The organism is Sulfurimonas sp., from assembly GCF_047622445.1.
In the GTDB taxonomy this organism is placed as follows: domain Bacteria; phylum Campylobacterota; class Campylobacteria; order Campylobacterales; family Sulfurimonadaceae; genus Sulfurimonas.
In genome coordinates this window covers 1-14,927 of sequence record NZ_JBLHOE010000010.1, presented here as the reverse complement: position 1 = coordinate 14,927, position 14,927 = coordinate 1, and the positions used below count along the sequence as shown (strand labels likewise).

Genomic DNA, 14,927 nt, shown 5'->3' with positions numbered 1-14,927 from the left:
CAAAATTGAGGTACTTCACTAGATAAATCTAATTGAAAATTCTATTTTCTAATGTAAAAAACACCATTTAAAGTTGGAACCATATCTTTAAGTAAGTAGTCCTAGCTATCTTTAAATGTATCTCTAATAGATAAAAATTTATCTAAGTCTTTAAAGAAAATATCTATGAGATCAGGATCAAAGTGTTTTCCTCTTTCCTCTCTAAAGAGTTCAAATATACGTTCATCCTCCCATGCTTTTTTGTAAACTCTATCACTACCGAGTGCGTCAAAAACATCTGCTAATGCTGTAATGCGACCATATATATGAATATCTTTTCCAGCGAGACCATTTGGATATCCAGAACCATCCCACTTTTCATGATGCTCGTTAGCAACAACGGCTGCAGTTTGTAGTAGCGGCCTTGTGGAATGGTGTAACATTTCGTACCCTAGTTGGGCATGTTTTTTCATGTGTTCGAATTCTTCGGGAGTAAAGCGTGCAGGCTTATTTAAAATAGCATCAGGGATTGCTACTTTTCCTATATCGTGCATCGGTGAAGCTTGTTTTATCATATCTGCTTCTTCCTGGCTAAGTCCATATGAAAGTGCAAGTAGTTTGGAGTACTCTGCTACTCTTTTAACATGGTTGCCTGTTTCTTTAGATCTACTCTCTCCAATTGCACCCATAGTAAAAACAACTTCTTTTTGGGTTTCTTCAATCTCGCGGTAGAGTATTTCATTTTCTTGAAGTGCTTTATCAATTCCACTTAACATTTGGTTAAAGGCATCAGCAAGGGTAGCTATCTCATCTTCACCATGAATGGGAACTCGTTGGGAATAATCTTGTGTATTTGTGATTTTCTCAACAATAAGAGATAAGTTAAGTAGAGGTTTTATTAGTTTATCTATAAAGTAAAAGGCAATTACAGAGATTATAATAGCACCAAATATCAAGGCTAAGATAAATATATTTTCATATCTTTTTAGTGAATTTAAAAATACATTTTGATTTTGTTCTAAGACTATTTCTGTATTTTTCATTGTATTTAAAGACTGTTTAACATGGATCTCATTTGTAAAGCTATCTGTTTTATATAAAGTTTTTGTTTTATCTAGTCTTATAAAATAATGTCTCTCCGGCGAGTTTTCAAAAAAGTTAATTATATTTTTTAATGAAAAATCTAAAGCGAGTTTTCCGATGATAGAGCCATCAATTTCTGATTTTATATCTATTAAAAACATAGGAGCAGTGTCAAGCTTTTTATATAACAAAGTAGCATCGCTTGTTGCAATTATATTCTCTGTTATATCAAGAAGATGAAAATTACCATCAAGGTTCAGTTCTTGTTTTTTATCTTCGAGTAAATTGGAAATACGTCTATCGACATCTTTTGAATATATATCATTCATAATATCTAAGTGACTGATAAAAACCATATCTCTTTTTAAAGTTGTTAAATATTGCTCTATTCTCTCAACAGTTAAAGAGAGTTGCATCTTCATCTCTTGTTGCGTATTTTCATAGTATTTATCACGAAGTATATTTCCAGAATATATCATGATGAGGATATAAGGTGCAAGACTCACTATAAGGATTAAAGATATGATTTTTATTCTAAAATTCAAAAAGAACCTTTAAGCCAGAGTCTATAGATGAAAGTGGTAAATAGCCTATGGCACCATTTACATTTTTTATAAAAAGTTTTACAGAGACGTTTGAGGATTGTACTACGGGTGGTCTAATTCCTTGGAAGTGTTTTTTAGTCCAGTATCTATTTAATTTTTCTCGATTAATCTTTAAAATCTTTTTTTCAAAATTTTCTCGGACTTTTGATGAGGCAGACATATTTACTGGGACTAGTTTAGTCTCTTGTACAAAGTGTCTTTTCATTATAAATATATCTTTAATTTGCTTTTTAGAAAGCTTTGTAATAGGACTATTTACATTAATGACAACTGCATATTCAAGTGATAAAAGTGATCCTGTTAAGAGAAACATTAAAAGTAAAGTTTTCATTAAAACAGCACCGAGAATGAAATAAGGGATTTACTAAGTTTAGAATCAGAATTACATTGGTATTCAGCTTTTATAGAAATAGCATAAACAGGTCTGTAGCTATATCCGATGATTCCAATTTGATTAATCTCAGAAATTTCGTTATTATCAAAATACTCATAACGACCAATAATCGCATGTTGCATATTGAAATTGTAAAGCCCCTGTGTATATCCAGCAAACTGATGGCTTTTAATTTCAAGGTCTCTATTGTCTATATCATTGTACGCGATTTCTGTTTGAAGCATGAAAGGGTAGTTGTCATATTTTGCATTAAATTGTATGAACTGTACAGCTTTATTATCCTGAGTGGTAATATATTCACCTAATGCTCCACCAAAACTTATTTCTGATGATACTTCATACTCTAAAGAAGCACCTAGAAAATGCTTATTTTCTATATTGATATAGTTTTTATCTAAGTCTTCATTTTTTTGCATAAAAAGATGATACTTTAAAGTGTTGTCTTCATCTAAGTAGCCATAGAGATCTAAACCAGTAAGAAGTTTTGGAAACATTTTACTGCTGTAGTATGGATTAGAACTTGTATCTCGAAGTACATTAATGGGCTCAATATTCCAGTAGCCAATAGGCGAAATTTGTTTACCAATTCGAATGTTAAATAATTCAGAATGAGCATAATCTACATACATTCTTTCGTAATGGAATCGTGTATCTTTAGTTTCTATATCTGTTGTATAGTTTTTGGTATAAAAAGGGGCAGCTTCTAACTCTAGAAGATAAGAAAGCTTTTCAGACAAACTACCATAGGCTAATACAGCAACATCATCGAGTCTAAATCGCTCCTTATCATCCCCTGTTTCATAGTCAGTAGAAACATAAGCTCCAAAGTTAAGTTGATCATTAAGTCTTAAGCCATGACCCAGTTCGTATTCATCTGCTTGTAGAAATAGAGTTGATAAAAGTAGTATAGATATAAAAAACCTCATAAATCTCCCTATATTTTAGGGATTATTATAACTAAAAATAAGCTATTTGTGAAGTCTTTCTTGTACATAAAGTTACTGGAGAATTGGAATAAGTCCCTCTAAATGGGGGGGGGAGCTATAATTTACTTTACTAAAATTCTTCTTCCTCAAACTCTTCTAAATCTCTTTGATATTGCATTTCTTTTTCTTTTGCTAAATCCTCTTTACTCATAAACTTGTAAGCAACAGCTTCACCAAAATTAGTTCTATTTTCAGTGTGATAGAGATATGCATATAAACCATATGATAATAGTATGATTGTTATTGTGACTATGATTTTTTGAGTGAAATTAAATTGTTGCACTCTATCTTTAAAGGTTAATCCACAAGAACCACCAGGACAATTTTTTGACTTCTCTGGCATAATAATATTGTATATCCAACATCCCAAACAAAATGAAAAAGCTGCTTCTAGAAATAGTAAAACCAAACAAAAGACACATACAAGTATCTTTATCATTGAAGGTTCCCAGTTGAGCACTAAATAATAAAACATAGGCAATGATAAGAAAAAGCCAATTGACCAAGCAAATCTTTTTTGTAATGCACCAACATATTCTGGTTTTTGATTTTGAATAAACAATCTCCCAAGTAACATGCTTGGGGAATATTTTGGATTGACTACTCTTATTAAAAAATCAAAGGTAAAAAATGCTAAATAATATTTAGTTACAATGATGTTTCCAATCATTAATGCATTAAGTAAACTCAATAAACCAACCAAGAATAAAATACCTGCGGCTGCTCTTGCCTCTCTTTCATTTAAAACTAATACATCAAAATCTGGTACTTTATTACCATACTGAAAGAAATTTCCCCACATAATATCTACCCCTTTTTAGTTATCTCTCTTTTGACATAACTCTCATAAAGTATAGGAATTATAATCAAACTAAGCACGGCAGAACTTACAACTCCACCTATCATAGGTGCGGCGATTCTTTGCATAACTTCACTTCCTACTCCGTGAGTATACATAATCGGTAAAAGCCCTGCTAAGATGGCGAAAACTGTCATGAGCTTTGGTCTTACACGTGCTACTGCACCTTCATAAATTGCATCACGTAGCTCTTTACTTGAAAAGCTATTTTTGAATTTTTCTTTTGCTTCACTTACTGCTTCTTGTAAGTATACTATCATAACTATGGCAGTTTCAGCGGCAACTCCTAGGAGTGCTAAGAAACCGACTATTACAGCTATAGACATGTTAAAGTTAAGTAAGTCTATATAGATAAGCCCACCTAAAAGTGCAAATGGAAGGGTAAAAAATACTATAAGTGTTGGCATTATCTCTTTAAGAGCAAAATAAATTAAAACCAAGATTACTAGAAGTGCAATGGGGATAATCCATACTATTTTTGCCATTGCCGAGTCTAAGTACTCACTCTGTCCTGCCCACTCTATGTAGTAACCAGCTGGTAGATCGATTTTCTCTAAGAGTTTTTTTGCTTCTTCTTTGTACTCCGTTGCAGAAACCCCTACATTTGGAGTGATATACACAAAGGTAACAGGTGAAGCCATCTCACTTTTAATAACCGAAGCACTCTCTCGGTATGCAACTTCTGCAAAGTGTGAGAGAGGTACAAAGCCAAGTTTTGTTTTAATCATGATATTTTTTATAGAGTGTATGCTTCTTCTTTCTTCTTCTTCAAAACGTAGAGCTATTGGATAACGTTCTATCCCTTTGTACATGGTAGATATTTTCATCCCACCCACAGCAGTAGATACATACTCTAGAAGATAGTTCTTCGTTATGTCGTATCTCGCTATAGACTCTTCGTTTATCTCAATATCGAGATAATAACCTGCACTTGCTTGATCTGCAAAAACAGAGAGAGTTTTAGGGTATCCACGAAGAACAGATTCTATCTCTTTACCGTACTTTTGAAGACCGTCTGCATCTTTACCATAAAGTTTTATACCAAGGGGAGTTCTTATTCCACTTAAAAGCATATCAATACGTCCACGAATTGGATATGTCCATGAGTTTATAAGACCTGGAATTTGTAGCGTCTCTTCAAGCTCTTCCATCAGTTTTTCATATGTCATACCCTCACGCCATTCTTTTTTAGGTTTAAAAGTGATGATAGTCTCAATCATTCCAAGTGGAGCAGGGTCGGTTGCAGAGTTCGCACGCCCACCTTTACCAAACACAATGTCGACTTCTGGAAATGATTTTAAAATTGCATCTGTTTTTTGTGTAAGCATCTTACTTTGGTCTACAGAAATTCCATAAGGAGTAACAGGCATATACATGACACTTTGCTCATTGAGTGGTGGCATAAACTCCCACTTAAGACCTTTGTAAAGTGGGTACATAAACCAAAGTGAAACAAGAACAGCTACCATCACAACGTACTTGATTTTTAACGCTATTGTGATGAGAGGATGGTAAAGCCAGATAAAAAATCTGTTAAGTGGATTTTTGGCTTCTGATAGAATTTTCCCTTTTACAAAATAAAGCATAAGTATAGGAACAAGTGTAATAGAGAGAATCGCTCCAGCCATCATAGCAAATGTTTTGGTAAAAGCTAGAGGGGTGAAGAGTAAACCTTCTTGTCCTGAGAGTGCGAAGATTGGTAAGAATGAAACTACAACAAGAGCAAGTGCAAAAAAGATTGGACGACCAACTACTTTTGAAGAACTTGCAATTGCGCTAAATCTTTCTTCTTTTTCTAAAGATCTTCCTAATGCTTCTTCTTGTTTGATGATAGTTTTATGGGCATTTTCTATCATAACGATAGTCGCATCAACCATCGCACCAATCGCAATGGCAATTCCACCTAAACTCATGATATTTGAATCAATTCCAAACAATTTCATAAGCAAAAATGTCACACCAATAGTAAGCGGTAAAATGATGATAACGATAAATGAAGAGCGTAAGTGCATCAAAAATAAAGCGATGATAATAATAACAATCACACTCTCTTCAATGAGGGTAAATTTTAATGTATCGACCGCTTTTTCTATAAGCTCTGAACGGTTATATACTTCAACAACTTCTACATCATCAACTTTAAGTTCATCGATTTTTGCTTCTATCTTTTTGATTGTTTTATATACATCTTCACCGTAGCGAACCATAACAATCCCACCAACAACTTCACCCTCCCCGTTTAAGTCAGCCATACCACGGCGTGCGCCAGGTACAAGTTCCACTCTTGCTATTTCACCAATGGTTACAGGGATATTTGCTTTTGTTGTGACTGCTAAAGAGCGGATGTCATCAAGATCTTTTACATAACCTTTGGCTTGAACCATCCACTCGTACCCATTTTGGATAACAATCCTACCACCGGTGTCGTTGTTGTTAGCCTTGAGTGCTTTGGCTACATCTTGTACACTTAAGTTATAACGCACAAGTACATCGTTTTTAACACTCACTTGGTAAGTTGGTACAAATCCACCAATCGACGCAACTTCGCTTACTCCATCAACTCCTAAGAGTGCATATTTGTAGTAGTAATCTTGTAAGCTTCGTAACTCTGCAAGATTTTTCGTTTTTGATGTGAGTGCATACTCGTAAACCCAACCAACACCAGATGCATCAGGACCAAGATTTACTTCCATAGTATCTGGTAAAGACGATTGGATAGAAGCGAGTTGCTCTAGCACACGAGTTCTTGCCCAGTAAAGATCAGTTCCCTCTTTAAAAATGATATAGATAAGTGCATTTTCATACGTAGAAAAACCGCGAACAGTCTCAATGTTAGCAATTGCTAAAAACTGAGAAACAAGTGGATATGTTCCTTGATCTTCTATAATCTCAGGGGATTGTCCAGCCCAGTTTACTTGTACGATTACCTGCGGTGGTGAAAGATCTGGAATCGCATCAAGTGGTGTGTTTTTTACAGCCCAAAAAGAGCCGAAAATTAAAAAGAGTGTAGCCATAAGAACTAAAAAGCGGTTTCTTATGCTGAAGTCTATTATTTTTTCAATCATCTTTTAGCCTTTAATATAACCCATTTACTTGCGCGTCACTATCCATCATGAAGAGCGCGTTATTTACAACTTCATCTCCAACATTTAATCCACTTTTTACTATGTAGGTATCTGGGTTTAACACTTCTACTTCAATTTGTAAAGGTTCATATTCACCTTCATATTCACCAACAACAAAAACATAAAATACACCATTTTTTCTGATAACAGAAGTAGTGGGAAGTGTTAAGTATATTTTGTTAGCTTGGCTCATTGTTGCAGTCATATACATTCCAGGTTTAAGTTGTGCATTTGGATTTTTTACTTCAAGGCGAAGAGTAAAGCTTTCTTCTTTTTCATCAAGCTTTGGATAAATTCCAGAGTTTGTAGCTTTAAAAGTTTTACTAAGAGCGGGGGAAGTAAGTGTGAATGTGTCTATTTTATTTAAAAGAGGAAGTTGGTTCTGATGGATTTTTACTTCTACCCAAACTGAGTCAAGATTAATGATCTCAAAAAGAACTTTTTTGGCATTAAACGCAGAGTTATTGTTGAGCGATTTTTTGAAAATATAACCAGATGCTGGCGAAACTATAGTGGTAAAGTTTCTATTCTTTATTTTTGCATTTATTTCATTTGTTGGTACTTTTAAAAGTTTTAGTTTTGTCATAGAACTATGAATCATCCCTTTATTCTTAGAGTATCTAACACTATTTACGTATTCGTCTTTGGCTTTTAAAACTTCTGGTGAATATACTTTTACTAAAGCTTCACCCCTTTTTACTTTTTTATAGAGTGTATCTGCATATAGAATTTCAACATAACCGCTAAATCTTGGGCTTACATCATAAACTTTTGCGTCATCAACTTTAACAAAGCCATAACTTTTTATGGATTTTGCATAAGAGCTTTGGGCTACTTTTACAGTTTGAACATTAAAGAGTTGCTCTACTGTGACTTCTTTGGCATTAGCAAAGATTGTTATACATACGAGTAAAATTATAAGTCTCATTTCATTTCTCCTACAAGTGCTTCAAGCTGTGCTAAGTACTTGTTGTATGCAGCTACAACTGCAATACTTTTTTCATCAAGAGATAATTTTCTCTCGAGTAAATTTATATAGATAAAAAGTTCATCTCCATTTTTTATAGAACTTGAACTTAATTCAAACATATGCTCAATTTGAGGCATACTTTGGTTGTGAATAATGTCGTAGACTCGAAAAGAATCTTCGATTTTTGAATGAATCTCTGAGAGTTGAGACTCTAAAAGAGAGTTGAAATCAGCTATATCACTTTTATTTGCAAGAGCAAGTTTTTTAGATTTTTGAATTTGTAAATCTTGCGTCCCATACAAAGGTAAAGAAAAAGCTACACTGATACTCGCATAGTCATTAAACTTTTCACGGTAAAAATAACCAGCTTTGAGAATTGGGTCTGAATATTTATCTAACTCTCTAACTTTGATCTCTTCTTGAGCGACTTTGAGTGAAGCGACTTTACTTTTATATGAGATATTCTGATGCTTTTCATTAGAGAAGATATCTATGTGTTTATGTGGTTGTATCTCCAAACTCAGCTCTAACTTTTTGACTTCCATTGCGCTTAGATAACTTAGCTTTTTATAAAAACCATTGAGTAAGCCATGCAATCTACTTTGTTTGATCCTCAGTTCTGAGAGTGTCATCTCAGCAGACATAATACTCATGTGCGATTTGGAATCACTACTTGCATAACCGCTTGATAGGCTGATATTACGCTTTGTAAGGGTAAAGTATTCTTCTATAATTTTGAGTTCTTCTTCTATCTGCCAAATAGAGTACGCAGTAATTTTTATAGCTTTAACAAGTTTAACTTTCATCTCATCTATACTAAGCTCGGCTACTTCTTTTTGGGCACGTAGTTTCTTTTTCTTTGCATCTCTTTTCCCAAAGTATGGAATACGCTGTTGTAAGCTTAGTGCAGTTGACTGCATAGGTTCACGTCTTCTATCTACTATGTCATTAAATTGTATGTCATTTACACTTAAAGAGACTAAGGGATCTGCAAAATTTTGTGAAATATCTATAGAGTCGTCAATAGCACTTACTCTTTGCTCAATCGTTTTTAGGGACTGATGATTATTTTTTGCATTTTGTATTAATGTTTCTAGAGATACGGCCAGAAGCCATATTGGTAATAGAAGTAAGACAAAGAATTTCACTTTAAATCCTTTATATATTTAAAGAAGTTTTTGCTCTAACTTTTTTACCAGTCTTAGGAGTTAAGAAGATATGTACCTGCCATGTACCACCCATAGATATATTTACATTTGTTGTAAATTTTCCATTACCTAAACTCTTTGCGTCAGTTATACTTTCCATATAAGGCATACCTGGCATTGCTGGCATAAATACTTTTACTTTCATTGTAGAGTCTTTGTAGTTTTTATGTCCAACTTCTAAAAGAATTGTATTGTTTCCAGTACTGAGAGGTTTTTCTGAACTCATCATAATCTGTGTAGCACGTGATTTAGCAACTTTCTCAAAAGCAGCACCTTGAAGTAAAGAAACTCCTAAAAGAGCAGTTAAAATTATTTTTGTAAATGTTTTCATTTTCTATCCTTTTTTAGTTCGTATAAGAGAATTATATTGATAGACTGTGTGAAGTTTGTGTGAAGGTAGTATAATTGGAATATTTAAAGACACTTAAAGTATTATATATTATGATGTTAGTAGGTTTAATAGATTAAAGAAAGTTAGGAGTGAGTATGAAACTTCAAACATATACATATAGAGATAATTGGAATAGAAAATTCGATGTGAATCTCAATGTAGATAAAAGTTTGATAATAGTTTTTACAAGTGCGAACAAAAGTATTGTTGAGCAGCCTTTAACAGAACTTGTATCATTCTTTTCTAAAGCAACTATTATTGGAGCATCGGGTGCAGGTCAAATAGCACAAGATGAGCTTCTTGAAAATAGTATGGTAGTTGCAGTTCTCACATTTAGATCAGCACGTATAAAAAGTGTATCAGAGCGACTCCTCTCAAATAGAGAATCTTTTGAAAATGGAGTTTCAATTTCAAATAAACTTCGTGAAGATGATTTAAAAGCTATATTTTTACTCTCAGATGGACTCATAACAAATGGTTCTAAACTCACAAAAGGTATAGCATCAATATATGGAAATACTATTGTTGTTACCGGTGGTCTAGCTGGTGATAACCATGAGTTTAAAAACACGTATGTGATTGTTGATGGTAAACTTACTCAAGGATATCTAAGTGCGGTAGGCTTGTATGGGGAACATATACATGTTGGACACGGTTCAGGAGGAGGATGGGATAATTTGGGCGTGAAGCGTCTTGTTACCAAGTCTAAAGATAATGTACTTTATGAACTCGACTCTCAGCCAGCCCTTGATATTTATAGGCGTTATTTAGGAGAAAAATCCTCTGAACTTCCTTCTATTGGAGTACATTTCCCAATTAAACTCTCAAATACATTTACATCAAAAGAAGAAGAAAGCAATATTAGAACAATTTTAGGCATTGATGAGCAAAATAAGACAATTACTTTTGCTGGAGACATTGACGAGGGAAGTTATGCTAGCTTGATGCGAGGAAATAACGATAGACTAATAGATGGTGCTACTCTAGCTGCGGAAAAAGTAAATTTAGATGGACATGGGAATGAAGATATCCTGAGCATTGCTATCAGCTGTGTTGGTCGTAAATTTTTACTTAAGCAACAAACTGAAGAGGAATTAGAAGCTACTCTTGAAGTACTCCCACAAAAGACAATGCAGATAGGATTTTATGCGTATGGTGAAATTGCACCAATATCTTCAGGTATCTGTGACTTACATAATGAAACGATGACCTTAACTGTTATATGGGAAGATAATGCATAAACTTTTAAAAAGACAACTCAGGAAAACGGACATCATTGTTGAAGCATTGGAAGATATTCGTTTGAAAAAACTCATAGAAATGGTTGACCAAACATATAATGATGATGATGAAAGTAGAAATTTCTTAGAACATATGCTAGTAACATCTTCAGCTGAAAGACAAGAGTTATATGAAGAGTTAAAGGAAAAGTCACAACTTGCATTAGAAAGAAGTGAAGAAAAATACATACGCTTAGTGGAAAATCTTCACAATCATTACTTTTTTTATACACATAATACTAAGGGTGTTTTTACGCACTTAAGTGACTCTATAACTAATATGCTAGGTTATAATCAAGAAGAATTCATGACTCATTATCAGAGTCACTTAACAGATAATCCAATAAATGAATACGCGAGTCAATATACAGAATTGGCTATCAATGGGACACAACAACCTCCATATAATTTAAGTATATATCATAAAGATCGGACAATTCGTTACCTTGAAGTTACTGAGGTTCCAGTTTTTGATGAGAATAAAAATGTAATTTTTATTGATGGTATTGCTAGAGATGTTACGCAACAGTACCGTTTAGAACAGGAATTGACTGATTTAGCAAGATACGATGTTTTGACATCTCTTTCTAATAGAGTCTATTTAGAAGAACAATTATGTACCTTGATAGCGACTTCAAATAGATTGGGAAATGAGTTCGCACTACTTTTTTTAGATTTAGATCACTTTAAACAAATTAACGACACACTTGGACATGATGTAGGGGACAAACTTTTACGAGAAGTGGCAAGCCGTATAGAACCAAATATTAGAGTTGAAGATATTTTTGCTCGTATAGGTGGGGATGAATTTGTAATAGTATTGACAAATATAAACGATACATACTTAAGTACGATTGTAAATAAAGTTATGGATTTAATGCGTAAAACCTGGAATGTTGATACCTATGAGCTTAATGTTTCGATGAGCATTGGGGTGGCATTATATCCCCAAGATGGAAAAACGATAGTAGAGTTAATGAAATGTGCTGACATCGCTATGTATCAAGCGAAAGGGTCGGGACGGAATAACTTTAGTTTTTTTACTGATGAGTTAAATACAAAAGTACATCATGATATGAAACTGGAACAAGAGATGTCCGATGCACTTAATACACATCAATTTGTACTGCATTTTCAATCAAAACAATTACTGAAAAATGATAGGATAATTGGAGCTGAAGCACTTATCCGATGGAATCATCCCGAACTTGGTCTCATTTATCCAAATGACTTTATAGAACTAGCAGAAAGTACTGGTTTTATAATGCGACTCGGTGCATGGGTCATCGAAGAAGGCTGTAGAGTAATAGCTAAAGCAAATAAAATAGACACAGCTAAGAAGTTACACATATCTGTTAATGTCTCAACAAGGCAACTTCAAAATGCGGGTGTATATAAAACAATAAAAGAAGCTTTGAGAGTTAATGATATTAATGTGAATCAATTAGCTATAGAAATTACGGAAAGTATCATGGTGGACAACAGCGATAAGATGCTAAAAATACTTAATGATATAAAGTCTTTAGGTGTGCACATTTGTATGGATGATTTTGGAACAGGGTATTCTTCTTTAGCCTATTTAAACAGATTGCCAATAACTTCTTTAAAAATTGACAAAACATTTGTGGATGAAATTCCAAAAGAGGAAGATAAAAAAGTGCTTCTGAATACGATTATAGCAATGGGGGACACCTTAGGTATTGGAGTAATTGCTGAAGGTGTTGAAGAAGAATACCAAAGAGAATATTTACTAAAAGGAGGGTGCCTTTATTATCAAGGATATCTTTTTTCTAAGGCAATTCCTGAAGAGGACTATTTGGCTATGTTAAAGTAAGGTATTGTCAATAAGCTATAATATCTTTATAAAAACACTCCTTCTAGAAGAAGTAAGCATAAAGAGGCTAATACCGTGAAAATACTCCTTTTAGAAGACGATACAGTTTTAGCAGATATATTAGTCGATTACCTGCAAGAAGATTATGAAGTCTCACATACATACAGTATGAAAAAAGCATTAGTGCTTAGTGAAGAGCAGTCTTTTGATTTGTATATCTTTGATATTAACGTTCCTGATGGAGATGGAATCTCTTTACTCAAAGAGCTTCGAAGCTTTAATGATGAGACTCCTACTATTTTTATAACAGCCTTTCACGATACAAAATACCTTAAGTCTGCTTTTGAATCTGGGGCAAATGATTTTATAAAAAAACCATTTGACTTAGAGGAACTCGGACAAAGGATAGATAATATAAAAAGACATTTTGGACTTAACTCCCTTATAAAGCTTACTTCAGAGATAACATTTGATACACAAATACATCTGTTAAGAAACGGTGAAGTTACATCAACACTAAGGGCAAAAGAAAGTGGATGTTTGCAGTACCTTTATAAAAATAGACACCGTGTTGTAAGTGATGATGAGATGCTTCAAAATATGTGGGAGTACGATGAAATGCCAACAGGAGACGCTATAAGGACTATAGTAAAAGAGCTTCGAAAAGCACTTGGAAAAGAACATATTATAAACGTTCGTGGTGAAGGGTACCGTTTTGAATAGCTTGGAGAAGAAGTCGTTTTATTCTTTTCTTTTTCTTTATCTAGGTTCTTCTTTTATTTTTGTACTTCTTTCTGGTTTTTGGTACTACTCTGCACAGAAAAGTTCATTGGAAAACACAACCTACTATAAACTACAACATTTAGCAGATACAGTTTCAGGTTTAATTATAAATGCACATATGATGGGTACAAAGCTCATTTTACCAGCTACTGAAGATGGTTATGAATACATTATGATTCCAACAAAAGCAAAAAAAATATTTAAAGAAAACTATTTTGAAAAAAATGGGATGAAGATACTTGTTTCATCTGCTCCCCAAGAACATTTGATGATAGAGTATGTAGTTGCAAGAACAGATTCTTTTCATAAAAACTTAGCCAAGTTACAAAAAAATGTAAGTATGATTATGGTTGTAGTATTTTTTTTCATTGTTGTTATTTCATGGATATTGTCCAAACTTTTCATGCGACCAGTACGTCAAAAAATGGTGCAAATAGAGCAATTTATTCAAGATATTTCACACGAGTTAAATACCCCAATTACAGCGCTAAGCATGAGTTCAAAACGTGCATTGCAAAAAAAAGTATATGATGAAAAGATCTTAAGAAATATCTCTATAAGTACAAAGCAACTCTACAGTATCTACAAGTCATTAGCATATTTGAATTTTTCATCACAAAATGAAGTAGTTAAACTTTTAGAACTTAAACCCATTCTCGTCCAAAGTATAGAGTACTATGCAGAATTAACTATGGCTAAAAATATACAGATAGAACAAAAGCTAGAAGATACGCATGTAGAGGCAGTAGAATCAAGAATCGAGTTAGTTTTCTCAAATCTAATCTCTAATGCCATAAAATACTCTATGCCGGATACGAAGATAACGATTACTTTAGAAAATGGACGTTTTAGTATTACTGATGAAGGGGTAGGTATTGCGCAAAAAAAGTTAGATGATATTTTCAAGGCTTATGAGCGAAACTCAAATCTAGCAGGTGGTTTTGGAGTGGGTTTGAGTATAGTAAAAGAGATTTGTGATACGTACAACATAAGTATAGCGGTCAAGTCAGAACTTGGAAATGGAAGCAGTTTTATTCTGGAATGGAACTAGAAGAAAACTTAACTTTCTTCTATATCTTTATTTATGGCTTCTTTAAGTTGTTGTAGTGTTAAATTATTATTTAAAATTATATGAAAATGAAGGAATTATATTTGCTTATATAATTAAACGGGTGGAAAATCCCTAAAACAAAGGCTAATCAGAGATAGGAGCGACAGCCAAGAAAGAGAAATATTATGAAAATACAATCACATGAATTGACAATGGCATCCAAACACGTAGAATACAAAAGTATGATAGAGTAAAATATGAGTTTTGAAACTTATTTCACTGACCTACCTAATGGCATAGAATTTGATGAAAAACCCCAAGAAGTTACCCCTGCACATGAATCTTGTATGTGTTCTTTTTTAGATGATAAAAACCGTAC

General features: G+C 33.5%; 12 protein-coding genes. 4 read left to right on the top strand and 8 right to left on the bottom strand.

The features are described from left to right. Window positions 1–101 precede the first annotated feature (101 nt). The 8 genes from ACI9TV_RS03630 to ACI9TV_RS03595 form a co-directional block, all read right to left on the bottom strand. Window positions 102–1,607, bottom strand: a complete 1,506-nt coding sequence (locus ACI9TV_RS03630) for an HD domain-containing phosphohydrolase (protein ID WP_415249396.1) — start codon at window positions 1,605–1,607, stop codon at window positions 102–104. After that, window positions 1,597–1,998 (bottom strand): hypothetical protein, encoded by a 402-nt coding sequence (locus ACI9TV_RS03625; protein ID WP_415249395.1) that lies wholly within the window; start codon window positions 1,996–1,998, stop codon window positions 1,597–1,599. The genes ACI9TV_RS03630 and ACI9TV_RS03625 overlap by 11 nt, the downstream gene beginning before the upstream one ends. Beyond that, window positions 1,998–2,987: a hypothetical protein gene (locus ACI9TV_RS03620; RefSeq protein ID WP_415249394.1), complete on the bottom strand. Its 990-nt coding sequence runs from the start codon at window positions 2,985–2,987 to the stop codon at window positions 1,998–2,000. The genes ACI9TV_RS03625 and ACI9TV_RS03620 overlap by 1 nt, the downstream gene beginning before the upstream one ends. A 130-nt stretch (window positions 2,988–3,117) precedes the next feature. Beyond that, complete coding sequence (locus ACI9TV_RS03615) at window positions 3,118–3,849, bottom strand: DUF4395 domain-containing protein (RefSeq protein ID WP_415249393.1); 732 nt, start codon at window positions 3,847–3,849, stop codon at window positions 3,118–3,120. Window positions 3,850–3,854: 5 nt separating this feature from the next. Beyond that, on the bottom strand, window positions 3,855–6,971 hold the full coding sequence (locus ACI9TV_RS03610; RefSeq protein ID WP_415249392.1) for an efflux RND transporter permease subunit: 3,117 nt from the start codon (window positions 6,969–6,971) through the stop codon (window positions 3,855–3,857). Between the two features lie 10 nt (window positions 6,972–6,981). Continuing rightward, window positions 6,982–7,959, bottom strand: coding sequence for an efflux RND transporter periplasmic adaptor subunit (locus ACI9TV_RS03605; RefSeq protein WP_415249391.1), 978 nt, complete (start codon window positions 7,957–7,959; stop codon window positions 6,982–6,984). Then, complete coding sequence (locus ACI9TV_RS03600; protein ID WP_415249390.1) at window positions 7,956–9,149, bottom strand: TolC family protein; 1,194 nt, start codon at window positions 9,147–9,149, stop codon at window positions 7,956–7,958. Before ACI9TV_RS03600 ends, ACI9TV_RS03605 begins: the two co-directional genes overlap by 4 nt. Before the next feature lie 10 nt (window positions 9,150–9,159). Further along, window positions 9,160–9,540: a FixH family protein gene (locus tag ACI9TV_RS03595; protein ID WP_415249389.1), complete on the bottom strand. Its 381-nt coding sequence runs from the start codon at window positions 9,538–9,540 to the stop codon at window positions 9,160–9,162. 155 nt (window positions 9,541–9,695) lie between these two features. Here ACI9TV_RS03595 and ACI9TV_RS03590 point away from each other — a divergent pair, with 155 nt between their 5' ends. From ACI9TV_RS03590 to ACI9TV_RS03575, 4 genes are all read left to right on the top strand, one after another. Beyond that, a complete protein-coding gene (locus ACI9TV_RS03590) occupies window positions 9,696–10,841 on the top strand; it encodes an FIST signal transduction protein (protein WP_415249388.1) in 1,146 nt (381 codons plus the stop codon). Beyond that, window positions 10,834–12,714, top strand: a complete 1,881-nt coding sequence (locus tag ACI9TV_RS03585; protein ID WP_415249387.1) for an EAL and GGDEF domain-containing protein — start codon at window positions 10,834–10,836, stop codon at window positions 12,712–12,714. The genes ACI9TV_RS03590 and ACI9TV_RS03585 overlap by 8 nt, the downstream gene beginning before the upstream one ends. A 75-nt stretch (window positions 12,715–12,789) precedes the next feature. After that, complete coding sequence (locus ACI9TV_RS03580; RefSeq protein ID WP_415249386.1) at window positions 12,790–13,437, top strand: response regulator transcription factor; 648 nt, start codon at window positions 12,790–12,792, stop codon at window positions 13,435–13,437. 106 nt (window positions 13,438–13,543) lie between these two features. Continuing rightward, entirely contained in the window at window positions 13,544–14,548 is a 1,005-nt protein-coding gene (locus tag ACI9TV_RS03575) for a sensor histidine kinase (protein WP_415249385.1), read from the top strand. Window positions 14,549–14,927: the final 379 nt, after the last annotated feature.